At 63.4% G+C, this 22,275-nt stretch carries 19 protein-coding genes; 13 read left to right on the top strand and 6 right to left on the bottom strand.

Annotated elements, in window-relative coordinates:
• Positions 1–88: 88 nt before the first annotated feature.
• Both B5526_RS02515 and B5526_RS02510 read right to left on the bottom strand, forming a co-directional pair.
• The gene (locus B5526_RS02515; RefSeq protein ID WP_079536606.1) at positions 89–1,285 is read right to left on the bottom strand and encodes an acetyl-CoA C-acyltransferase; all 1,197 of its coding nucleotides are present in this window, start codon (positions 1,283–1,285) and stop codon (positions 89–91) included.
• A gap of 303 nt (positions 1,286–1,588) precedes the next feature.
• On the bottom strand, positions 1,589–2,359 hold the full coding sequence (locus B5526_RS02510) for an enoyl-CoA hydratase (protein WP_079536605.1): 771 nt from the start codon (positions 2,357–2,359) through the stop codon (positions 1,589–1,591).
• Positions 2,360–2,581: 222 nt separating this feature from the next.
• Here B5526_RS02510 and B5526_RS02505 point away from each other — a divergent pair, with 222 nt between their 5' ends.
• The 9 genes from B5526_RS02505 (at position 2,582) to B5526_RS02465 (ending at position 12,860) form a co-directional block, all read left to right on the top strand.
• Complete coding sequence (locus B5526_RS02505) at positions 2,582–3,265, top strand: TetR/AcrR family transcriptional regulator (protein WP_079536603.1); 684 nt, start codon at positions 2,582–2,584, stop codon at positions 3,263–3,265.
• Between the two features lie 164 nt (positions 3,266–3,429).
• Positions 3,430–4,926, top strand: coding sequence for a CoA-acylating methylmalonate-semialdehyde dehydrogenase (locus B5526_RS02500; RefSeq protein WP_079536602.1), 1,497 nt, complete (start codon positions 3,430–3,432; stop codon positions 4,924–4,926).
• 40 nt (positions 4,927–4,966) lie between these two features.
• Positions 4,967–6,112, top strand: coding sequence for an isobutyryl-CoA dehydrogenase (locus B5526_RS02495; RefSeq protein ID WP_079536600.1), 1,146 nt, complete (start codon positions 4,967–4,969; stop codon positions 6,110–6,112).
• On the top strand, positions 6,109–7,188 hold the full coding sequence (locus tag B5526_RS02490) for an enoyl-CoA hydratase/isomerase family protein (RefSeq protein WP_079536599.1): 1,080 nt from the start codon (positions 6,109–6,111) through the stop codon (positions 7,186–7,188). The genes B5526_RS02495 and B5526_RS02490 overlap by 4 nt, the downstream gene beginning before the upstream one ends.
• A 23-nt stretch (positions 7,189–7,211) precedes the next feature.
• Positions 7,212–8,099, top strand: a complete 888-nt coding sequence (gene mmsB, locus B5526_RS02485; RefSeq protein ID WP_079536597.1) for a 3-hydroxyisobutyrate dehydrogenase — start codon at positions 7,212–7,214, stop codon at positions 8,097–8,099.
• Between the two features lie 10 nt (positions 8,100–8,109).
• Positions 8,110–9,846, top strand: coding sequence for an AMP-binding protein (locus B5526_RS02480; protein ID WP_079544635.1), 1,737 nt, complete (start codon positions 8,110–8,112; stop codon positions 9,844–9,846).
• 4 nt (positions 9,847–9,850) lie between these two features.
• Positions 9,851–10,330, top strand: a complete 480-nt coding sequence (locus B5526_RS02475; RefSeq protein WP_079536596.1) for a MaoC family dehydratase — start codon at positions 9,851–9,853, stop codon at positions 10,328–10,330.
• Positions 10,331–10,538: 208 nt separating this feature from the next.
• On the top strand, positions 10,539–11,456 hold the full coding sequence (locus B5526_RS02470; protein WP_079536593.1) for an SDR family NAD(P)-dependent oxidoreductase: 918 nt from the start codon (positions 10,539–10,541) through the stop codon (positions 11,454–11,456).
• 144 nt (positions 11,457–11,600) lie between these two features.
• A complete protein-coding gene (locus B5526_RS02465; protein ID WP_283807596.1) occupies positions 11,601–12,860 on the top strand; it encodes an NAD(P)/FAD-dependent oxidoreductase in 1,260 nt (419 codons plus the stop codon).
• A 44-nt stretch (positions 12,861–12,904) separates the two neighbouring features.
• Here B5526_RS02465 and B5526_RS02460 read toward each other — a convergent pair whose 3' ends face one another.
• The 3 genes from B5526_RS02460 to B5526_RS02450 are packed head-to-tail and all read right to left on the bottom strand — an operon-like array spanning position 12,905 to position 16,308.
• Positions 12,905–13,987: a D-TA family PLP-dependent enzyme gene (locus B5526_RS02460; protein ID WP_079536589.1), complete on the bottom strand. Its 1,083-nt coding sequence runs from the start codon at positions 13,985–13,987 to the stop codon at positions 12,905–12,907.
• Between the two features lie 3 nt (positions 13,988–13,990).
• Positions 13,991–15,802: an ABC-F family ATP-binding cassette domain-containing protein gene (locus tag B5526_RS02455; RefSeq protein WP_079536588.1), complete on the bottom strand. Its 1,812-nt coding sequence runs from the start codon at positions 15,800–15,802 to the stop codon at positions 13,991–13,993.
• A gap of 8 nt (positions 15,803–15,810) precedes the next feature.
• A complete protein-coding gene (locus B5526_RS02450; RefSeq protein ID WP_079536586.1) occupies positions 15,811–16,308 on the bottom strand; it encodes a YaiI/YqxD family protein in 498 nt (165 codons plus the stop codon).
• Positions 16,309–16,476: 168 nt separating this feature from the next.
• Here B5526_RS02450 and B5526_RS02445 point away from each other — a divergent pair, with 168 nt between their 5' ends.
• A complete protein-coding gene (locus B5526_RS02445) occupies positions 16,477–17,277 on the top strand; it encodes a hypothetical protein (RefSeq protein WP_079536584.1) in 801 nt (266 codons plus the stop codon).
• A 136-nt stretch (positions 17,278–17,413) separates the two neighbouring features.
• Here the strand turns inward: B5526_RS02445 and B5526_RS02440 are convergent, their stop codons facing one another.
• Positions 17,414–19,786: a xanthine dehydrogenase family protein molybdopterin-binding subunit gene (locus tag B5526_RS02440; protein ID WP_079544634.1), complete on the bottom strand. Its 2,373-nt coding sequence runs from the start codon at positions 19,784–19,786 to the stop codon at positions 17,414–17,416.
• Positions 19,787–19,983: 197 nt separating this feature from the next.
• On the opposite strand from B5526_RS02440, the gene B5526_RS02435 reads away from it, so the two are divergent.
• The 3 genes from B5526_RS02435 to B5526_RS39365 all read left to right on the top strand — a co-directional run bounded on the left by B5526_RS02435 (position 19,984) and on the right by B5526_RS39365 (position 22,218).
• Positions 19,984–21,081 carry a Ppx/GppA phosphatase family protein gene (locus B5526_RS02435; RefSeq protein WP_079536583.1) on the top strand — a complete coding sequence of 366 codons (1,098 nt, stop codon included), beginning with the start codon at positions 19,984–19,986 and terminating at the stop codon, positions 21,079–21,081.
• 168 nt (positions 21,082–21,249) lie between these two features.
• Positions 21,250–21,960 carry an RlmE family RNA methyltransferase gene (locus tag B5526_RS02430; protein WP_079536581.1) on the top strand — a complete coding sequence of 237 codons (711 nt, stop codon included), beginning with the start codon at positions 21,250–21,252 and terminating at the stop codon, positions 21,958–21,960.
• A gap of 15 nt (positions 21,961–21,975) precedes the next feature.
• Positions 21,976–22,218: an ABC transporter substrate binding protein gene (locus tag B5526_RS39365; protein ID WP_154071095.1), complete on the top strand. Its 243-nt coding sequence runs from the start codon at positions 21,976–21,978 to the stop codon at positions 22,216–22,218.
• Positions 22,219–22,275 lie beyond the last annotated feature (57 nt).

Raw genomic sequence — 22,275 nt, 5'->3', positions numbered from 1 at the left:
CAACTGAGTTGAATCAGGCTCTAGCGCTATCCTTTTGTTTGAGCAGGATCTTTTCGGAAAACCGGTTTCCACTTTTTCGGATCATGCTCTAGTGCGAGATGCGCTCCACCGCAACCGCGGTGGCCTCGCCGCCGCCGATGCAGAGCGCGGCGACGCCGCGCTTCAAATTCTGCGCTTCCATCGCATGCAGCAGCGTCACGATCAGGCGTGCTCCCGTCGCGCCGATGGGATGGCCGAGCGCGCAGGCGCCGCCATTGATGTTCAGTTTGTCTCTGGGGATTCCGAGGTCGCGCTGCGCCGCCATCGCCACCACCGCGAACGCCTCGTTGATCTCGAACAGATCGACATCGCCGACGCTCCAGCCGACCTTGTCCAGCAGCTTTCGAATGGCCGGGATCGGCGCGGTGGTGAACCATTGCGGTTCCTGGCTGTGGGTGGCGTGACCCTTGATCACGGCCAGCGTCGGCAACCCCTCGCGATCGGCGAGCGATCGTTTTGTGAGAATCAGCGCCGCTGCGCCGTCGGCATTGGCCGAGGAGGCGGCCGGCGTGATTGTACCGTTGGGGCGGAACGCCGGTTTCAATCCCGGAATCTTCGCGGGATCGACTTTTAGGGGAATCTCGTCGCTGCCGATGGTCCGCGGACCGGCCTTTTCGGTCACCGTCAACGGCACGATTTCGGCCTTGAACGCGCCGCCCTCCACCGCCTTGCGCGCGCGGGTCAGCGTTTCCATGGCGTAAGCGTCCTGGTCGGCGCGGGTGAACTGATAGGCTTCCGCGGTCGCTTCGCCGAAATCGCCCATCGAGCGGCCGACCTCATAGGCGTCTTCCAGCCCGTCCATCACCATGTGGTCGATGATCCGGTCATGCCCGGCGCGATAGCCGCTTCGCGCTTTCGCCAAAAGATAGGGCGCGTTGGTCATGCTCTCCATACCGCCGGACACGACAATCTCGGCGGAGCCGGCATTGATGATGTCATGCGCCAGCATGGTGGCCTTCATGCCGGAGCCGCAGACCTTGTTGATGGTGGTAGCTCCCGTGGCGTCCGGCAATTTGGCGCCACGCGCGGCCTGCCGCGCCGGGGCCTGGCCCTGGCCTGCGGGCAGCACGTTGCCCATGAACACTTCGTCGATCCGCTCCGGCGCAAGCTTTGCCCGCTCGAGCGCGGCGCCGATCACATGGGAACCGAGTTTATGCGCGGAAAACGGCGAGAGATCGCCCATGAACCGGCCGAGCGGCGTGCGGGCGGCGGAAACGATGACGACGGGATCGGAAGCGGCGGCCATGGCGGGGGCTCCTCAATGTCGCGCTTGGTGGAGCGCGGTATTATTTGCATGACATTCATCATATGATGCGCCGCCGGATTTGCAACGCTGGGGAGGGCATAAATTGTCGTGAGGTGACTGCCCCGTGAGGGTCCAACAACCACAACTGTCATCATCCGCGAAGGCGGATGATCCAGTACGCCGTGAAGTTTGTGGGAATCGAGACGGCTGTGCTTACTGGATCGTCCGCCGGAGCCTGTCATCGGGCGGCGTTTTGCGCCGACCCGTTGGCGGACGATGACAGCTCGGCTCGGCTGCTCGGCCCTACCGCTTCCGCTCGACAAAGGCCCGCATCAGCCGGTGCGGCTCCTCGTTCAGGAACGATTTTCCGAACACGCCGATGCTGAGATCGACGGATTCCTTCAGCGGCAGTTCTTCCCATTGCCGCAGCAGCGCCTTCTGCGAACGCAGCGCCTCGGGGCCGCATTCCAGTAGCGCCGCGACGGTCTTTTCGACCGCGGCATCGAGCCCGCCTTCCGCCGCCACCACGTCGACCAATCCCCAGGCCAGCGCGGTCGGCGCGTCGATATTCTCGGCCGTCATCACCAGCCAGCGGGCGCGGCCCCAGCCGACCAACCGCGGCAGCAGCGCGGCATGGATCACGCTGGGGATCCCGACCCTGACCTCGGGCATGCCGAATTTGGCGTCGTGCGCGGCAATCCGGAAGTCGCAGGCGGCTGCGACCTCGAGGCCGCCGCCGAGGCACCAGCCCGGCATCCGCGCGATCACCGGTCCGGGAAACGCCCGCACCGCCTCGCAGAGGTCGCGCAAACCCGTGATGAACTTCTCCGCGGAACCCTGATCGAGTTTTGCCATTTCCTTGATGTCGGCGCCGCCGATCATGCTCTTCTCGCTCTGGCCGGCGAGAATCAGCACGCGAATCTGCCGGTCTTTGGCGAGAAGCTCCAGGCCCTCGCGGACGGCGTTGATCACGGCCGATCCCAGAATATTGAGCGAACCGGCGTTCGTGATCGTCAGGCGGACGACGCCGCGCGGGTCGCGATCGACGCCGCAATGAGGATTGAGCGTTTGCATGGAGGTCTCGCAGTCGGTGCGTGCGCCCCGGCGGGCGGATCGTGCCACTTCCGGGGCAACGCGCCGTCTTGTCAAGGGCAGGGCGTTTGGGCTCCGCGGGATGCGTTCGATATCGCGGTTGCGAAATAAACCTCTCCGCCGGTCGCGAAAACGGGAATAAATTGGAGCTTTTTGAGATAAGGACTGCTATTATATGACTGCAAACATCTTATGGGACAATCAATGCGCTACTCCAGGGAACACAAGCTCGAAACCCACGCGCGGATCGTGAAGAAAGCCTCGGTGCGGCTTCGCGAAAAGGGTGCGCACGGCATCGGCGTTGCCGACCTGATGAAGGACGCCGGCCTCACCCATGGCGGCTTCTATGCTCATTTCGATTCGCGGGAAGCGCTGGTGGTCGAGGCGTTTGCCTATGCGATGGATCGAGGCCGGGAGCACTGGCGCAAGCTCGCCGAACAGGTGCCGCCGAACAAGCGGTTCGCGATGATCGTGGACGCCTACCTGACGCCGGTCCACCGCGACGATCCCGGCCACGGCTGCGCTGTCCCGACGCTGGGCGCCGAAATCGCCCGCGAGAGCCCGAAAACCCGGAAAGCCTTCGCGGCCAAGCTCGAACAGATGGTCGATATGTTCGCCGACCAGATTCCCGATGTTCCGCGCAAGGCCGCGCGCAGGCAGGCGATGGCTGCGGTTGCGACTATGATGGGTACGATCGTGCTGGCCCGTATCGCCGGCAATGGCGAGCTTTCGGACGAGATTCTCGGCGCCGGGCGCGAGGCCGCGCTCAACCGTGCCGCGTCCCGGAGGCGGCCGGCCAAGAAACCCGTGGCAAGGCAATTTTCGGCCAAGCAATCCTCAGCCAAGCAATCCTCAGCCAAGAGAGCCACTGCGCCAGCGCGGCACTGATCCGTTCCTGCGCCGGTCGCATGCGACATTGGTCTTAAGCGGGCGAAAACGCACCCCTCAGCCCGCATTTTCGCAAATGCGGTGCGCGCGGAAACCCTTTCCAAACGCCGCAAAGACTGCAAGATGCCGCCAAACCTGCATTCACAGAGGTATTGGAGGAACGCATGCGCACAATCGGACATTTTATCGGTGGCCGCGAGGTCAAGGGCACCTCGGGACGGTTCGCGGACGTGTTTGAGCCGATGACCGGCGACGTCCAGGCCCAGGTGGCGCTGGCTTCCAAGGCCGAACTTCGCGCCGCGGTCGAAAACGCGAAGGCCGCTCAGCCGGAGTGGGGCGCCACCAATCCGCAGCGCCGGGCGCGGGTGATGATGAAATTCCTCGAACTGGCGCAGCGCGACTACGACAAGCTCGCCGATCTCCTGGCGCGCGAGCATGGCAAGACGGTTCCCGACGCCAAAGGCGACATTCAGCGCGGCCTGGAAGTGGTCGAATTCGCCTGCGGCATTCCGCATCTGCTGAAGGGCGAATATACCGAAGGCGCTGGCCCTGGCATCGACATCTATTCGCTGCGGCAACCTCTCGGCGTCGTCGCCGGCATCACCCCGTTCAATTTCCCGGCGATGATCCCGATGTGGAAATTCGCGCCCGCGATCGCCTGCGGCAACGCGTTCGTCTTAAAACCGTCGGAGCGCGATCCGGGCGTCCCGATGGAACTCGCAAAACTGATGATCGAGGCCGGCCTGCCGCCCGGCATTCTCAACGTCGTCAACGGCGACAAGGAAGCGGTCGACGCCATCCTCGACGACCCGGATATCCGCGCCGTCGGCTTCGTCGGCTCTTCGCCGATCGCGCAATATATCTATGAGCGCGCCGCGGCATCCGGAAAACGCGCGCAATGCTTTGGCGGCGCCAAGAACCACGCCATCGTGATGCCGGACGCCGATATGGACCAGACCGTCGATGCCCTGATCGGCGCCGGCTACGGCTCGGCCGGCGAGCGCTGCATGGCGATCTCGGTCGCGGTCCCCGTCGGCAAGACCACCGCCGACCGGCTGATGGAGAAGCTAATTCCCCGTGTGGAGAGCTTGAAGATCGGCACCTCGATCGATCCTTCCGCCGACTACGGTCCGCTGGTGACGCGGGATGCGCTCAACCGTGTCAAGAACTACGTCGATATCGGCATCAAGGAAGGCGCAACGCTTGCGGTCGACGGCCGTAGCTTCAAGATGCAGGGCTACGAGAACGGCTTTTATATGGGTGGGTGCCTGTTCGACAACGTGACAAAGGACATGCGCATCTACAAGGAAGAGATCTTTGGTCCGGTGCTGTCAGTGGTGCGCGCGCACGACTACAAGGAGGCGCTGAGCCTGCCGTCGGATCATGATTACGGCAATGGGGTCGCAATCTTCACCCGCGACGGCGACGCCGCAAGGGACTTCGCCGCCAAGGTCAATGTCGGCATGGTCGGCATCAACGTGCCGATCCCGGTGCCGATCGCCTATTACACGTTTGGCGGCTGGAAGAAATCCGGTTTCGGCGATCTCAACCAGCACGGGCCGGATTCGATCCGCTTCTACACCAAGACCAAGACGGTAACCGCGCGCTGGCCCTCGGGCGTCAAGGAAGGCGCGGAGTTTTCGATCCCGACCATGAATTGATCGGCGCATGATCTCTTAGAAACAGGCGCGGACCGCTAGAATGCAATTCGCTCTCAACGAGGACCAGATTGCGGTTCGCGACATGGCGCGGGAATTTGCCGCGGAGAAAATCGCGCCGCACGCGATCCGCTGGGACGAGGAAAAACATTTTCCGGTCGATGTGATGCGCGAGGCGGCAAAACTCGGCATCGGCGGCATCTATATCCGCGACGATGTCGGCGGCTCCGCGCTGACGCGGTTTGACGCGGCGCTGATCTTCGAGGCCTTGGCGCTGGGCTGTCCGACGGTGTCGGCCTTTATCTCGATCCACAACATGGCCTCGTGGATGATCGATGCCTTCGGCAACGACAGCCAGCGCAAAAAATTCCTGCCAAAGCTCTGCACCATGGAATTATTGGCAAGCTATTGCCTGACCGAGCCTGGCTCCGGATCGGATGCGGCGGCGCTGCGCACCCGTGCGGTCCGCGACGGCGACCATTACGTCCTCAACGGCCAAAAGCAGTTCATCTCCGGTGCCGGCAAGGGCGATCTCTATGTCGTGATGGTGCGGACCGGCGCCGACGGCCCCGGCGGCATCTCGACGCTCGTGGTGGAGGGCGACACGCCCGGACTCTCGTTCGGCGCCAATGAACGCAAGATGGGCTGGAACGCGCAGCCGACCCGCGCGGTGATCTTTGAGAATGCGCGCGTGCCGGTCGCCAATCGTTTGGGCGAGGAGGGCATCGGCTTCAAGATCGCGATGGCCGGCCTCGACGGCGGCCGCATCAATATCGCGGCCTGTTCGCTCGGCGGCGCGCAATCAGCGCTGGACAAGTCGCTCGCCTATATGAAGGAGAGAAAAGCCTTCGGAAAACGCCTCGACGAATTCCAGGCGTTGCAGTTCCGCATTGCCGACATGGCAACGGAACTGGAGGCGGCGCGGACGTTCGTCTGGCGCGCGGCCGCCGCGCTCGACCGCAAGGATGCGGATGCGACGATGCTGTGCGCGATGGCCAAACGCTTCGGGACCGATGTCGGGTTTGAGGTCGCCAACCAGGCGCTGCAACTGCACGGCGGTTACGGTTACCTCAGTGAATACGGCATCGAAAAGATCGTGCGTGATCTCCGCGTGCACCAGATCCTCGAAGGCACCAACGAGATCATGCGATTGATCGTTTCGCGCAAATTGATCGAGAGCGCCCGATGAACGCGCCGCTCAGCGAACCCGATCTGATCGCGCGGCGCGAGGGCGCGGTGGGCGTCATCCGTCTCAACCGGCCGAAAGCGATCAATGCGGTCACGCTCGAGATGTTTCGCGACATCGAGAAGGCGCTCGACCAGTTCGAGGCTGATCCCGCGGTCGGCCTGATCCTGCTGGAAGGCGCCGGCGAGCGTGGCCTGTGCGCCGGCGGCGACATCCGGTCGCTGTATGAGAGTTCGAAGGTCAACGGCGACCTCGGCAAGATCCTGTGGCGCGAGGAGTACATTCTCAACGCCCGCATCGCCAAGTTCGCAAAACCCTATGTGGCCTTTATGGACGGCATCGTGATGGGTGGCGGCGTCGGGCTTTCGGCGCATGGCCGCCATCGGGTGGTGACGGAAAAGACAAAACTCGCAATGCCGGAAGTCGGGCTCGGCTTCTTTCCCGATGTCGGCGGCACCTTTTTGCTGTCGCGCGCGCCCGGTGAGATCGGCACGTATTTTGGATTGACCGGCCAGACCATGAACGGTCCCGACGCGATCCATGCGCGCTTTGCGGACGCGGTCGTGCCCTCCGGCAAGCTTGCCGCCTTGCGCGAGACGCTCATCAACCTTCGCGCGGGTGCAAATTCCGCGGACGTAAAAGCCGCGATCGAAGCCTTCGCGACCGGTGAGACATCGGGACCCGTGGCCGCCAACCAGCCGCAAATCGACCGCTGGTTTGCCTACGACCAGATGCAGGATATCGTCGCGGCGCTGCGCCGGGATGGTTCAGAGTTGGCGCAGGCAACCCTGAAGACCCTGGGTGAAAAATCGCCGCGCGGCATGGTGGTCACCTTAAAACTGCTGCGGCTAGCGCGCACCTCGTCCTCGCTGGAAGAGTGCCTGGTGCGGGAATATCGTGCGGCGCTGGAAGTTTTTCGAAGCGACGATTTTCGCGAAGGCGTGCGCGCGGCGGTCATCGACAAGGACCGCAATCCCCGGTGGTCGCCGCCCGCCGTCGAGGGCGTGACGCCGGAGATGCTGGCGCCATACTTCGCGGAGATCGGCGCCGACGAACTGAAATTCGACCCAACAAAATAGAAACGCCCCAAGCGGAGGAAAACATGGCAAACATCGCTTTCATCGGGCTCGGCAATATGGGCGGGCCGATGGCGGCCAATCTGGTCAAGGCCGGCCACAAGGTGACCGCGTTCGATCTGGTGGCGGCTTCGCGCGATCAGGCCAAGGCGGATGGTGCGGGGATCGCCGACAGTGCGGTCGGCTCGGTCAAGGGCGCTGATGTCGTCGTCACCATGCTGCCCGCCGGCAAGCACGTGTTGTCGGTGTGGACCGACATCATTCCGTCGATGACCAAGGGGAGGCTGATCATCGATTGCTCGACCATCGATGTCGAAAGCGCGAAAGCGGCGCACGCGCTGGCGGCGAAGCACGGGGTCAACTCGATCGATGCGCCGGTGTCCGGCGGCACCGGCGGCGCCAAGGGTGCGACGCTGACGTTCATGTGCGGTGGCGACGACAAGGCGTTCGCGGCGGCAAAGCCGGTGCTGGAAAACATGGGCAAGAAGATTGTGCATTGCGGCGGCGCCGGCGCGGGGCAGGCGGCGAAAATCTGCAACAACATGATCTTGGGCATCTCGATGATCGCGGTCAGCGAGGCCTTTGCGCTCGCCGAAAAACTCGGGCTGTCGCACAAGGCATTGTTCGACGTCGCCTCGACCTCGTCGGGCCAATGCTGGTCGCTGACATCTTATTGTCCGGTGCCGGGCCCGGTGCCGACCTCGCCCGCGAATAATGATTACAAGCCCGGCTTTGCATCGGCGCTGATGGTCAAGGACCTCACGCTGGCGCAGGATGCGGCGCAGGCCGCAGGGGCTGCGACGCCGCTGGGCAAGCATGCGCAGGAGATTTACAAGGCGTTCGACGCGGCAGGAAATGGCGGGGTGGATTTTTCGGGCATCATCCGGCACGTCCGCGGCCTCGCCGGAAGATGACAGGCTGTTCATGACGACCTTCCAGGAAGCCCGCGCGTTCCTGCTCAAGCACCGCAGCGATTACGATGCAGCGGTGAAGGGATTTCGCTGGCCCGATCCTGCGCCGTTCAACTGGGCGCTGGACTGGTTCGACGCGGAGCTCGCGCGCGCAACCGAAAGCAGGGATCGCCCGGCGCTGTGGATCGTCGATGCCGGCAGCAACAAAGAGACAAAACTGTCGTTCGAGGCGCTGTCGCGCCGTTCCAACCAGGTCGCAAACTTCCTCCACGCGCAGGGGCTGAAGCGCGGTGATCATCTGTTGCTGCTGCTCGGCAATGTCGTGCCGTTGTGGGAGACCATGCTGGCGGCGATGAAGCTTGGCGTCGTGGTGATCCCGGCGACCACATTGTTGACCCCGGATGAGCTGCGCGACCGGCTCGACCGCGGTCGCGCCAAAGTGGTGGTGGCGACACAGGACCAGGTCGCAAAATTTTCAGGCCTTGGCGGCGATCAGCTCATTCGCATCGTGGTCGGTGCGACCTTAAAGCAAGAGGGCTGGCTCGCTTACGAACAGGTCGCGGATTTTCCGCAAACCTTCAACCCGGACGGGCCGACCAACGCCGATGATCCGATGCTGCTGTATTTCACGTCCGGCACGACGGCAAAACCGAAACTGGTGCGGCACAGCCAGCGCAGCTATCCCGTCGGCGGCTTGTCGACGATGTTCTGGCTCGGGCTGCAGCCCGGCGATATCCACCTGAACATTTCCTCGCCAGGCTGGGCCAAGCACGCCTGGAGCTGTTTCTTCGCGCCCTGGAACGCCGGCGCCGCCGTCTTCGTGGTCAACCAGCCGCGGTTTGATGCCAAGGGATTGTTGGCGACCATCGGCCGCTGCGGCGTCACGACGTTGTGCGCGCCGCCGACGGTGTGGCGGCTGTTCATCCAGGAAAAACTTGCCGACTTCAAGGTCTCCTTGCGCGAAGTGTGCGGCGCCGGCGAGCCGCTCAATCCCGAAGTGATCGATCAGGTCCGCGCCGCCTGGAGATTGACGATCCGCGATGGCTACGGCCAGACCGAAACCACCGCGCTTGCCGGCAATTCGCCGGGGCAAAAGGTCAAAGTCGGATCGATGGGCCGGCCGCTGCCCGGCTACCGCGTGCAGATCACCGATGTCGACGGGCACGTCACAAAAGAGGGCGAAGTGACGCTGGTGCTCGGTGCGGAGCGGCCCGCGGGCCTGATGCAGGGCTATCAGGGCGACGACGGCAAATTGAGCGGCGCCGACGGCGCTCTCTATCGCAGCGGCGACGTGGTGTTCGCCGACGACGAAGGTTTTCTCACTTTCGTCGGGCGCTCGGATGACGTGTTCAAATCATCCGACTACCGGATCAGCCCGTTCGAGCTCGAGAGCATCTTGCTCGAACATGAATTGGTGGCGGAAGCCGCCGTCATTCCGAGTCCCGATCCGATCCGTCTTGCAATTCCAAAAGCCTATGTGCTGCTGGTAGCGGGCGCGGCGCGCTCGAGCGACACCGCGCTGTCGATCTTCCGGCACCTGCACACGCGGCTCGCGCCCTTCAAGCGCATCCGCAAGATCGAGCTGGTGACCGAATTGCCGAAGACGATTTCGGGCAAAATCCGCCGCGTGCAGCTGCGCCGGCTGGAACATGATAATGATCGGAGCGACGCGCTGCGCGGCCAGGAGTTCCGCGAAGAGGAATTTCCGGAATTGCAAAAGGTGCGGCCGGCGGGATCGGCGGAGAACTGATAAAATGAATGAAGTCTGGAAGAAGCCGCCGATTTCGCTTGAGGCCTATCAGAGCATGGTCGGGCACGAAGTCGGCGTGTCGTCATGGCATCTTGTCGATCAGAACCGCATCAACGTCTATGCCGACGTGATCGAGGATCATCAATTCATCCATGTCGATCCCGAGCGGGCCAAGCGCGAAACCGCGTTCGGCACCACGGTCGCTCATGGATTTTTGACGATGTCGCTGATGAGCATCATGTCCTATGAGGTGATGCCGGTGATCCAGGGCACCACCATGGGCGTCAACTACGGTTTTGACAAATTGCGTTTTATTTCGCCGGTGCGGTCGGGCTCGCGCGTTCGAGGCCGCTTTACGCTGGCCGAGGCAAAATTGCGCAAGCCAACGGAGCTGCTGTCGCGCACCAATGTGACCGTCGAGATCGAGGGCGAGGAAAAACCCGCGCTGGTCGCCGACTGGATCGGCCTGATCTATTTTGCTTGAGCCCAAGCTCACATATGGTGCGCACTCTGTCCACAATACTAGTCGTCATACCCCGCGTAGGCGGGGTATCCAGTACGCTGCGGCTTCTCGTTTCTATCTCTGGCGTCTCTGGAATACTGGATCGCCCGGTCAAGCCGGGCGATGACGGTCTGTGTAACCAGGCTTGACCCGATAAATCATCACGAAGAAGAAATCAGGAATCCTACGCATGACAATCAGGTTTGACGGACGCGTCGCTATCGTAACCGGCGCGGGCAATGGCCTCGGACGGGCGCATGCGCTGGGGCTGGCGAGCCGCGGCGCCAAGGTCGTGGTCAATGATTTCGGCGGCGCCCGCGACGGCACCGGCGGGTCGCTGACGCCAGCCGAATCCGTGGTCGAGGAAATCCGAAAAACCGGCGGCGTGGCGATGGCCGACGGCGCCGATGTCTCGAATTTCGAGCAGGTCAGGGCGATGGTGGAACGCGCCACCAAGGAGTGGGGCAGCGTCGACCTGCTCGTTGCCAATGCCGGCATCTTGCGCGACAAATCGTTCGGCAAGATGGAGATCGCCGATTTTGCGAAAGTGCTCGATGTGCATCTCACCGGCACGTTTTATTGCTGCAAGGCGGTATGGGACGGCATGCGCGAGCGCAATTACGGTCGCATCGTCATCACCACCTCATCCTCGGGCCTGTTCGGCAATTTCGGCCAGGCCAATTATGGTGCTGCGAAATCCGGTATGGTCGGATTGATGAACGTGCTGGCGGAAGAAGGCCGCAAGAACAACATCCGCGTCAACACCATTTCGCCGACCGCGGCGACGCGAATGACGGAAGAACTTTTACCGCCGCAGGCGCTCACCCTGATGAAGCCGGAAGCGATCACGCCCGCGGTGCTCTATCTGCTCGGCGAAGACGCGCCGACCCGCACCATCATGGGCGCCGGCGCCGGCTCGTTCGCGGTGATCAAGATCATGGAGACGGAGGGCATCAATCTGCCGCCGTCGGAATGGACGCCCGACGCCGTCGCCGCGCATTTCGCGGAGATCAGCGACATGTCGAAGGCAAAAGCGCTGGAAGGCGCATTCCAGCAGACGCAGAAATACGTCGGCCAGGCCGCGGCGCGGGCGGGGATTAAGCTATAGCGCGGCACGCACGGTGGTGACCTCATGGTGAGGAGCGCGTCTTCGCGCGTCTCGAACCATGAGGCCCCGATGCGGCCATCCTTCGAGACGCGGCGAAGTCGCCGCTCCTCAGGATGAGGGTCTTTATGCTGAGAGGGATTCTCCTTGCCCGCCGCGACGACGAAACCCCAACCCCAAGTCACCATCATCGGCGCCGGCCCCGCGGGGCTAATGGCGGCCGAGGTTCTGGCGCAAGGAGGCGCCACGGTCACCGTCTACGACGCGATGGCGTCCGCCGGCCGCAAATTCCTGATGGCCGGACGTGGCGGGCTCAACCTGACGCACAGCGAGCCGTTGCCCCAATTTCTCACCCGCTACCGCGAAGCGATGCCGAAGCTTTCCGCCGCGATCGAAGCCTTCCCGCCGGATGCCTTGCGCGCATGGAGCGAAGCGCTGGGGCAGCCGACCTTCGTCGGCTCCAGCGGCCGGGTGTTTCCGCAAAGCTTCAAGGCCTCGCCATTGCTGCGCGCATGGTTACGTCGGCTGGACTCGATGGGTGTGCAATTGAAGTTGCGTCACCGCTGGATCGGCTGGGACGAGAGTGGCCATTTGTTGTTCCAAACGCCCAACGGGCAACGCGGCGTCAATGTCACCGCGACCGTGCTGGCGCTCGGCGGCGCGAGCTGGCCGCGGCTTGGGTCCGATGGCACCTGGGCAGAGATACTTCCCGCGAAAGGGGTCAAAATCTCGCGGCTCCGGCCCGCGAACTGCGGCTTCACGGTCGCCTGGTCCGACATTTTTCGCGACCGCTTCGAGGGCCAGCCGCTCAAGGGCGTGACGCTGTCGTTCGGTTCGCACCGCGTGCGCGGTGAGGCCATCATCACCCGGACAGGCATCGAGGGCGGCGCGATCTATGCACTGTCGGCCGACTTGCGCGAGGCCGTCTCGAGCTCAGGGCAGGCGCCCCTGCGCCTCGGCTTGCGGCCCGACCTCGAAACGGGCGACCTAATCGCGCGGTTGTCGGCGCCGCGCGGTAAGCAATCCGTTTCGAACTGGCTGCGCAAGGCCGCGCAGCTTTCGCCCGTCGGCATTGGCCTGTTACAGGAAGCGGCGATGCGGACCGGTGTGCAGTTGTCGTCATTGTCATCCGAATATCTCGCCGCATTGATCAACGCCGTGCCGATAACGCTCAATGGTACCGCCCCGATCGCGCGCGCGATCTCGACCGCGGGCGGTATATCGTTCGACGAGCTCGACCCCGACTTCATGATCCGCCGCTTGCCCGGCATTTTTGCCGCCGGCGAAATGCTGGATTGGGAAGCCCCGACCGGCGGCTATCTGCTGCAGGCCTCGTTCGCCACCGGCGCGGCGGCGGGGCGGGGGGTGTTGCAATGGCTGAAGAAGCGAATGGCGAATAGCGAATAGCGAAAGGAAATTCCTCTATTCGCCACTCGCCACTCACCATTCGCCTACCTCAACTTCCCCCGTGCCGCCACCGGCAGCGTGCCGATGATCTCCTCACCGCGCACCATCACCACCTCGTCCATCATGTTGACGACGACGCAGACGTGGTTGGGCACAATGCGCACGACGTCACCGACATTGGGGCGGGTGTTGCTGCGGGCAAGATCGAGAAAGCCATGCTCCTCGGCAAAGCGCGCGATCTTTGCTTCGGGATGTTCGAGGATCAGCCCGTGGCCGTCGAGCCCGCCGCCGGTGTCCGACGTCAGCGTCTTCGAGCCGGCGTCCAGAATGCCGCGATCGGGGCCGGCACGGCTGACCACGGTCGAATAAATGTTCAAGGCGCAATCGTCCCAGCTCGCGACGCCGGCCGCGACCTGCATCCGGTCGTTGTAAATATAGGTGCCGGGCCGATGCTCGGTGGCGCCCTTGAGCTTTCCGACGTTCTTCAGGTTCGGCGTGCCGCCGGTAGAGACCATCGCGGCATCGAGCCCGTGCGTACGGACGCCCGCCAGCGCTTCGTCGAAAAATTTTTGTGCCTCAGTCCACCCGGTCTCGGTCGGATAGAGCATGAAACCGGCGAACGTTAATCCCTTCGAGGCCGCGATCTCACGCGCCAGCGCGATCGCTTCCGCCGGTGTTTCCACCCCCGCGCGCTTGCGGCCGGTGTCGCATTCGACAACGACCGACAGCGGACGGCCGGAAACGCTGGCTGCCTGCGGCAAGCCGGCGATGACCGTCGAATTATCGGCGGCGACCGTCATGTTGGCTTTTGCCTGCAGCGCGCCGAGGCGGGCCATCTTTTCCTCGCCGATCAGATTGTAGCTGATCAGGATGTCGTCGATGCCGGCATCCGCCATCACCTCGGCCTCGCCGAGTTTCTGGCAGGTGATGCCGCGCGCGCCGGCGGCGACCTGCAGCTTTGCAAGCCACGGGCTCTTGTGGGTCTTGATGTGCGGGCGGTTGGCGACGCCGGCGGCATCGCACGCCGCCTGGACACGTGCGATGTTGCGCTCGACCCGGTCCATGTCGATGACGGCAACCGGCGTCCCGTATTCGCGGGCGATTTTGGCGGCAAGGGGTGTGGTCATGGGTCAGGCCTGCTCGATCTCTTCACGTAAAACTTCAAGTTCTAGCCACTTGTCTTCGGCCTCCTGCAAGTCCTTTTGCGTTTTTGTAAGTGCATCAGAGGCTTGGTCGAACTTCTTGCGATCCTTCTTGAACAGATCGGGATCGTCAAGATGCCGCTGCTGTTTTGCGATTTCGGCCTGCAACTTTGCAATTGTCTTCGGCAGCGTTTCCAGCGCGTGCTTTTCGTTGAAATTGAGCCGGCGCTTTGGCGCGCCCGTAGGCGCGCCGTTCGCCGCGTTCTTTTCGCGCTCCACCGCGGCAGCCTTCGCCGCCTCGCGCTTCAAATCCGCGCCGCGCTGCGCCAGCATGTCGGTATAGCCGCCGGCATATTCGATCCAGCGGCCATCGCCTTCCGGCGCGATCACCGAGGTCACCACGCGATCGAGGAAATCGCGGTCATGGCTGATCAGGATCACCGTGCCCTCGTAGTCGCCGAGCATTTCCTCCAGCACGTCGAGCGTCTCCAGATCGAGATCGTTGGTCGGTTCGTCCAGCACCAACAGGTTGGAGGGTTTTGCCAGCGCGCGCGCCAGCATCAGCCGGCCGCGCTCGCCGCCGGAGAGTACTTCGAGCGGCGTGCGCATCTGCTCCTGGGCGAACAGAAAGTCCTTCATGTAGCTGACGACATGTTTTGGCTTGCCGCCGACCATGACATGATCGCCGCGGCCGCCGGTCAGAGCCTCAGCGAGAGTCGATTTCGGGTCGAGGCTTTCGCGATGCTGGTCGAGCGTCGCCATTTCGATATTGGCGCCTAACCGGATGGTGCCGCTGTCCGGCGGGCTCGCGCCGGTCAGCATCTCGATCAAGGTGGTCTTGCCGACACCGTTCGGCCCGACAATGCCGATGCGGTCGCCGCGCTGCACGCGAATGGAAAAACCGTCGACGATTTTGCGATCGCCATAAGTCCGGACGATGTTCTTGGCCTCAATGACGAGCTTGCCGGATTTGTCCGCCTCCGCAGCGGCAAGATTGGCATTCCCCGCAGCGCCGCGATAATCGCGCCGCTGCTGGCGCAGCTCATAGAGATTGCCGAGCCGCTTGACATTGCGCTTGCGGCGGCCGGAAACGCCGTAGCGCAGCCAGTGTTCCTCGTTGACGATTCTGCGGTCGAGCTTGTGCTGCTCGCGCTCTTCTTCTGCCAGCACCTCGTCGCGCCAGGCCTCGAACGCGGAAAATCCGCGGTCGATCTGCCTGATCTGGCCGCGGTCGAGCCAGGCGGTTGAGCGCGAGAGATTGGAGAGAAAGCGGCGGTCATGGCTGATGATGACGAGCGCTGAGCGGCGGCTGTCGAGTTCGCTCTCCAGCCATTCGATGGTAGTGAGGTCGAGATGGTTGGTGGGCTCGTCGAGCAGCAGAATATCGGGCGAGGGCGCCAGCACCCGCGCCAGCGCCGCGCGGCGGCCTTCGCCACCGGACAGATGCGCGGGGTCTTCATCGCCGTGCAGGCCGAGCTGCTCCAGCACATAGCGGGCCTGATAATGGTCGTCGCCGGGACCGAGGCCGGCCTCGACATAGGCAAGCGTGGTGGCAAAACCGGCAAAATCCGGCTCCTGCGGCAGATAGCGGATGGTAGCACCAGGCTGAACAAAACGGCTGCCGCTGTCGGGCTCGACCAGGCCGGCCGCGATCTTCAGGAGCGTCGATTTGCCGGAGCCGTTGCGGCCGATCAGGCAGACGCGTTTGGATTGCGACACTGACAGTTCGACGCCCGACAATAGCGGCGTGCCGCCAAAGGTCAGCGTGATGTCTTTCAACTGGATCAGCGGAGGCGCCATGATTCGTATCAACTCTGGTTCTGCGCGGATGGCGTGGCGCGCTGGCGCTGGATGCGGCGGATGGTCTGGTCGAGCGCCGACAGGAACGTCGCGCGGTCGCGCGGCGCAAAGGATTTCGGACCGCCGGTGACTTCGCCAGACGAACGCAAATCCGTCATTAAATTGCGAACCGCGAGCGTCATCCCGATCGATTGTTCGGTGAACGGCTTGCCGTTCGGCGCGATCACCTCGCAGCCTGCTTTGACGCAGCGGCTCGCGAGCGGAATATCAGATGTAATGACGATATCGCCCGTGCCGGCGCGCTCCGCGATCCAGTCGTCGGCGGCATCCATCCCGGAACCCGCCGCGATCCGCTCGATCAGCGGGTCCTGCGGCACGCGAATGAATTGGCCTGCGACCACGCTGACGGGCAGGCCGTGGCGGGCCGCAACGCGATAGATTTCGTCTTTGACCGGGCAGGCGTCGGCGTCGACATAGATGCGGGTGGGGTTCAAGTCAGGCGTCATCGGTTGAAGGTTTTGGCAGTCAGCGCAAGCCGGCGCTCCCTGGGGCGGGTGGTACCCCATCGGATAAGGAATTGCGAGGGAAACAGCGATCGGAACACGCTTGCCACGGCCCATTCTTTGCTTACGATCATGAGCCGTAAAAGCTCCCAAAAATCGGGGAAATTGGGCATGACCAGCCGGCTCGAAGCCTACCGCGTATCAGCCTACAACACCGCAAAACTGTCCGAAAACAAGATGCACGACGACACCGTGGCAAAGCGGTTCGGCTTTTCCGGCGGATTGGTGCCGGGCGTCGATGTGATGGCCTATATGATGCATTTACCAGTCAAGCGGTGGGGCCGCGCCTTTCTCGAGCGCGGGCTGATCGAGGCGCGTTTTGTAAAACCGGTTTATGACGGCGAGGTCGCCAATGTCAGCGGCGAGGAGAGCGACGGCATCCTCTCGATCGAAGTCGAAAGCCGCGGCCAGCTCTGTGCGACCGGCAGCGCATCGCTTCCCGCCTCGGCACCGTCGTTCTCGATTTCGGAGTATGTCAAAACCGCCGCGGTGAACGAGCGCAAGCCGGTCGATGCGACATCCTACGAACCCGGCAAGTGGCTCGGCACCGTGCCGCGCGCCTGGGCGGGCGAAGCCGCAACCGAATATCTGACCGACGTCCGCGAGCGCGATCCGATTTACGCGCGCGAAGGCCTCGGCCATCCCGGCCTGCTGCAGCGGGTGATGAACAAGGTGCTGGTCGACAACGCGATCCTTGGCCCATGGATTCACGTTGGCAGCCGGATGCAGCTTCTTTCCGCCGCGAAAAGCGGCGATGAGCTGACCGCGCGCGCGAAGGTCACCGGCAATTACGAGAAGAAAGGTCACCGCTTCGTCGAGCTAGATGCGCTCGTCGTCGCCAACGGCCGCACGCCCCTGGCGCATTGCCAGCACATCGCGATCTACCAGCCGCGCGAGCAGGCCGCGGCGTAGCCCCGATCGTCATCCCCCGCGAAAGCGGGGGATCCAGTACGCCGCGGCTTCTCGATTCATCACCGGCGTCTCTGGAATACTGGGTCGCCCGGTCAAGCCGGGCGATGACAGTTGTTGTTGGGCGACGCGCCGCGCCTCACGCCACCTTCTTCGCATCCTCGATCGCCCGCCACACCCGCTCCGGCGTCAGCGGCATATCGATATGTGCAATGCCGTAGTCGGAGAGCGCGTCGACCACCGCGTTGACGATGGTGGAGAGGCTGCCGGCGCAGCCGGCTTCGCCGCAGCCTTTGGTGCCCAGCGGATTGGATTTTGCCGGCACCGGATGATCGCCGACCTCCATCAACGGGATGTCCTCCGCGCGAGGCAACGCGTAGTCCATGAAGGAACCGGTGATCGGCTGGCCGCTACTGTCATAGCTGACGCATTCCATCAGCGCCTGGCCAATGCCTTGGGCTACGCCGCCATGCAGTTGGCCTGCGACCAGCATCGGATTGACGATGGTGCCAAAATCATTGACGCCGGTATAGCGCACGATCTTCACGATGCCGGTGTCGGGATCGACCTCGACTTCGGCGACATGGCAGCCATTGGGGAAGGTCGAGGGCACGGGCTCGGAGGTATGGTCGACGTCGAGCGAGGACGGCACGCCGTCGGGCATCTTGCCTTCGCGCATCCTTTTCGCCAGCTCGATGATGTCGATCGAGCGGTCGGTGCCGGCGATGACAAAACGGCCATTGCCGAATTCGATGTCGGCTTCGGCGGCTTCCATCAGATGCGCGGCCGCGCGCTTGCCCTTCTCGATGACGATCTTCGAGGCTTCGACGATCGCCATGCCGCTTGCCGTGATCGAGCGCGAGCCGCCGGTGCCGTTGCCGGTATGCACGACGTCGCTGTCGCCCTGTTCGAGCTTTACGCTCTCGAAGGGCACGCCGAGTTGCGCGCACAGCACCTGCGCGAACGGCGTCGCGTGGCCCTGGCCGTAATCGAGCGTGCCGGTAATCAGCCGCACTGCACCGTCAGCCTCGAACACGATCTTGCCGAGCTCGACGCCGGGAGGCGCGGTGACCTCGAGATAGGAGCCGATCGCGATGCCGCGCAGCTTGCCGTTCTTGCGGCTCTCCTTCTTGCGCCTGGCAAAATTGGCGTGATCGGAAATTTCCAGCGCCTTGTTGAACACGCCCTGGAAATCGCCGCTGTCATAGGTGACGCCGGAAGACGCCGCGAACGGCATCTGCTGCGGTTTTATAAAATTGCGCTTGCGCAGCGTCAGCCGGTTGATGCCCATCTCGTCGGCGGCGCGGTCGATCAGCCGCTCCATGAAATAATTCGCCTCGGGCCGTCCGGCGCCGCGATAGGCGCCCATCAGCGTGGTGTTGGTCAACACCGTCTTGATGTCGACGCTCATCAAGGGCGTGCGATAGACGCTGGCGAGATTCTTGCCGACATTGAGCGACAACGGGCTTGGCGCGACGCCAGTGATATAGGCGCCGAGATTGCCGTAGCCGGAAACTTTTACCGCCAAAAATTTTCCTTCCGCGTCGAGCGCCAGCTCACAATGGATCTTCTGCGCCCGGCCATGGCTGTCTGACAAAAAGCTGGTCGAGCGCTCGTCGGTCCATTTGACCGGCCGGCCGAGCAACTTCGCCGCATGCAGGATGCAGACATATTCGGGATAGTTGATGTTCTTCATGCCGAACGAGCCGCCGACATTGGCGGTCAGCAGATGAACCTTCTCGTTCGGAACTTTCAGGATGTTTTTCGCGAGATTCTGCCGGTTGCCGGCGACGCCCTGCGTCGGCACCTGGATGGTGTAGCGCTCGCTCGCTTTGTCGTAAGAAGCAAGCGCCGCGCGCGGCTCCATCGCCACCACGGCGACGCGGGTGTTGACGATGTCGAGCTTTGTCACATGCGCGGCGCCGGCAAACGCAGCTTCGACCTTTTCGGCTTCGCCATAGTGATAGTCGAGCGCGACGTTGTTGGGGATGTGATCATAGAGCTGCGGCGCGCCCGGCTTTGTTGCCTCCTCAGGATCGGTAACGGCGGGCAGGGGATCGATATCGACCTCCACCGCTTCGCCGGCATCGCGCGCCTGCGCCAGCGTCTCGGCGACCACGAAGGCGATGGGATCGCCGACATAACGCACCTTGTCGGTCATCAGCGCGGTGCGGTTGGTCTGCAGCAAAGGCGAGCCGTCGCGGCTCTTTAAAGGAAGGCCGCAGGTGAAGGGGCCGTAGCCCGCGGCTACGAGATCGGTTCCGGTCCAGACGCCGAGCACGCCCGGCATCGCCCTGGCGGCGGATGTGTCGATGCCGCGGATGATGCCGTGGGCGTGGCTGGAGCGCACGATCCAGGCGTAGGCCTGGCCCGGCAAATTGAAATCGTCGGTGTATTTGCCCTTGCCGCGCACCAGCGTGTCGTCCTCCTTGCGGCGGACCGGCTGTCCGACACCGTATTTTTGCACTGCGATAGCGTTCTCCAGCGAGGACGGAGACGTGTGGTCTTGCATCGGAAAATCCTTGAAATGTCCGGCTTTTGGGGCGATTTCGCCGCTTCCCCGGAGATAACGCACCGCAACCCCCACGACAACGCCTGATTAGGCATGGTCCCATGTGAACGACAGTTGCGCTGCCCCCGCGCGCTGCTAAAGTTTCCGTGAACAGAAATTCCAGATCGGCCCGATTTGGCCGCGGAAAGACATTTTGAATGAACGATGACACGCGGCTTCGCGGCGGCCTTGGGCCGCGCGGAGACGACGGGCAGGGGCCGCTTGGCGTGGACAGTCCGCTCGGCGGCCTGCCGGGATCGGCCGCGGTCAGCGCGCCGGCCGCGGAGGCCGGCGTCTACGCGGCGCTCGATTTGGGCACCAATAATTGCCGCCTCCTGATCGCCTGTCCGACCGGCGACGGATTTCGCGTCGTCGATTCGTTCTCGCGGATCATCCGGCTCGGGGAAGGCGTTTCCGCAACAGGCTGCATCAGCGAGGCCGCGATCGAGCGCGCCATCGCCGCGCTCAGCATCTGCCGCGACAAGATCCAGTCCAAAAAGGCAAAACGGCTGCGGCTGATCGCAACCGAAGCCTGCCGCGCGGCATCGAATGCTGAAGGTTTTCGCGACCGGGTCGCGGCCGAGACCGGCATCCGGCTGGAAGTGATCGATCGCGAGACCGAAGCGGCGCTTGCGGTCATCGGCTGCTCGCCGCTGCTCGATCCCGCAGGGACCGGCGCCATCCTGTTCGACATCGGCGGCGGTTCGACCGAACTGGTGCGGATCGAGCGCGACCCAGGCGAGCAGGAGACAGCGCCTCGCATCAAGGCCTGGATGTCGATCCCGCTCGGCGTCGTCACCCTCGCCGAGCATTTCGGCGGCCGGGACGTCACCACGCAATCCTATGCGAAGATGGTCGCGGAGGTCGCGCAGCACGTTGCTCAGTTCGCGGCCGAGCACGGCGCCGATCTCGAGGGTATGCACCTGCTCGGCACCTCCGGCACGGTGACGACGCTCGCCGGCGTCCATCTCAATCTCCTGCGCTACGACCGCCGCCGGATCGACGGCATCTGGATGAGCGAAGCGGACCTCACCGCGACCGTCGCGCGGCTGCTTCGCATGAGTTATTCCGAGCGCGCCGGCAATAATTGCATCAGCGTCGAGCGTGCCGACCTGGTGCTGGCCGGCTGCGCCATTCTCGACGCCATCCGCACTGCATTTCCGCTCAAGCGGCTGCGCGTCGCCGATCGCGGCCTGCGTGAGGGCATGCTCGTCGAGATGATGCGCGAGGACGGCGCTATCGGCGTTTGCCGATAGGCGCAAGACCCAGCGATGTGTTAGAGGCTATTCCAGTTCGGTGGCTTCATCCTTCGAGACGCATCGCTTCGCGATGCTCCTCAGGATGAGGTCTCTAAACCCTCATGGTGAGGAGCGCGGCAACGCCGCGCGTCTCGAACCATGCGGCCCGGATGTGTGACAAGCGACATGGCAAAAGACACCACCGGGCGGCTGCACGTCACGGTCAAGACCGGCGGCAAGCGAAAACTGTCCTCAAAGCTCTGGCTGGAGCGGCAGCTCAACGATCCCTATGTGGCGCAGGCCAAGCGCGACGGTTTTCGCTCGCGCGCGGCCTATAAATTGCTCGAGATCGACGACAAGCATCATTTCCTCAAGCGCGGCATATCCGTGATCGATCTCGGCGCCGCGCCCGGCGGTTGGAGCCAGATCGCGGCAAAACGCGTCGGCGCTGCCGATGGCAAGGGCAGGGTGGTTGCGATCGATCTGTTGGCGATGCCGGAGATACCGGGCGTCACCTTTGCGCAACTCGATTTTTTGGCCGAGGACGCGCCGGAAAAAATACTCAAAATGATGGGGGGACGTGCGGACGTCGTGCTGTCCGACATGGCCGCCAACACCACCGGTCACCGCAAGACCGATCAGCTCCGCATCCTCGGCCTCGTCGAAGGCGCCGCCGCCTTCGCCGCCGACGTCTTGAATCCCGGCGGCACGTTTGTCGCAAAAGTGTTTCAAAGCGGCGCCGATGCCGAGCTGATGACCCAGCTCAAGCGCGATTTTGCGACCGTCAAGCACGTCAAGCCGGCATCGAGCCGGCAGGACTCTTCCGAGCGCTACGTGCTGGCGATGGGTTTTCGCGGGCAGCCGAAGGCGCTGACCTCGGAGCAGGGGGGCGCATGAGACGGCGCGAATTTATTGGTCTCGTCGGTTGCGTTACGGCGTGGCCGCTGGCTGCATCGGCCGAGCCAGACCTTCCCTCGATCGGCCTGTTGTTTCTGGGAAAGCGCGACGCGCCTTCTCGAGGGTGAGAAGCCTGCCGATTTGCCGGTTCAGCAGATGAGCAAGTTCACCCTGGTTATAAACATGAAGGTCGCCCGCGCGCTTAACTTGACGATCCCCAGCACGCTTCAACTCCTTGCCGATGAGGTCATCGAATAGACAGCGCAAGATCTGTTTACTCGCTCGAAACGTTTGAGCTTGTTAATGTCCTTGTGC

The organism is Bradyrhizobium lablabi, assembly GCF_900141755.1.
GTDB lineage: Bacteria > Pseudomonadota > Alphaproteobacteria > Rhizobiales > Xanthobacteraceae > Bradyrhizobium > Bradyrhizobium lablabi_A.
Note: the sequence above shows the minus strand (reverse complement) of the source record. Positions and strands in the feature narration are given on the sequence as shown.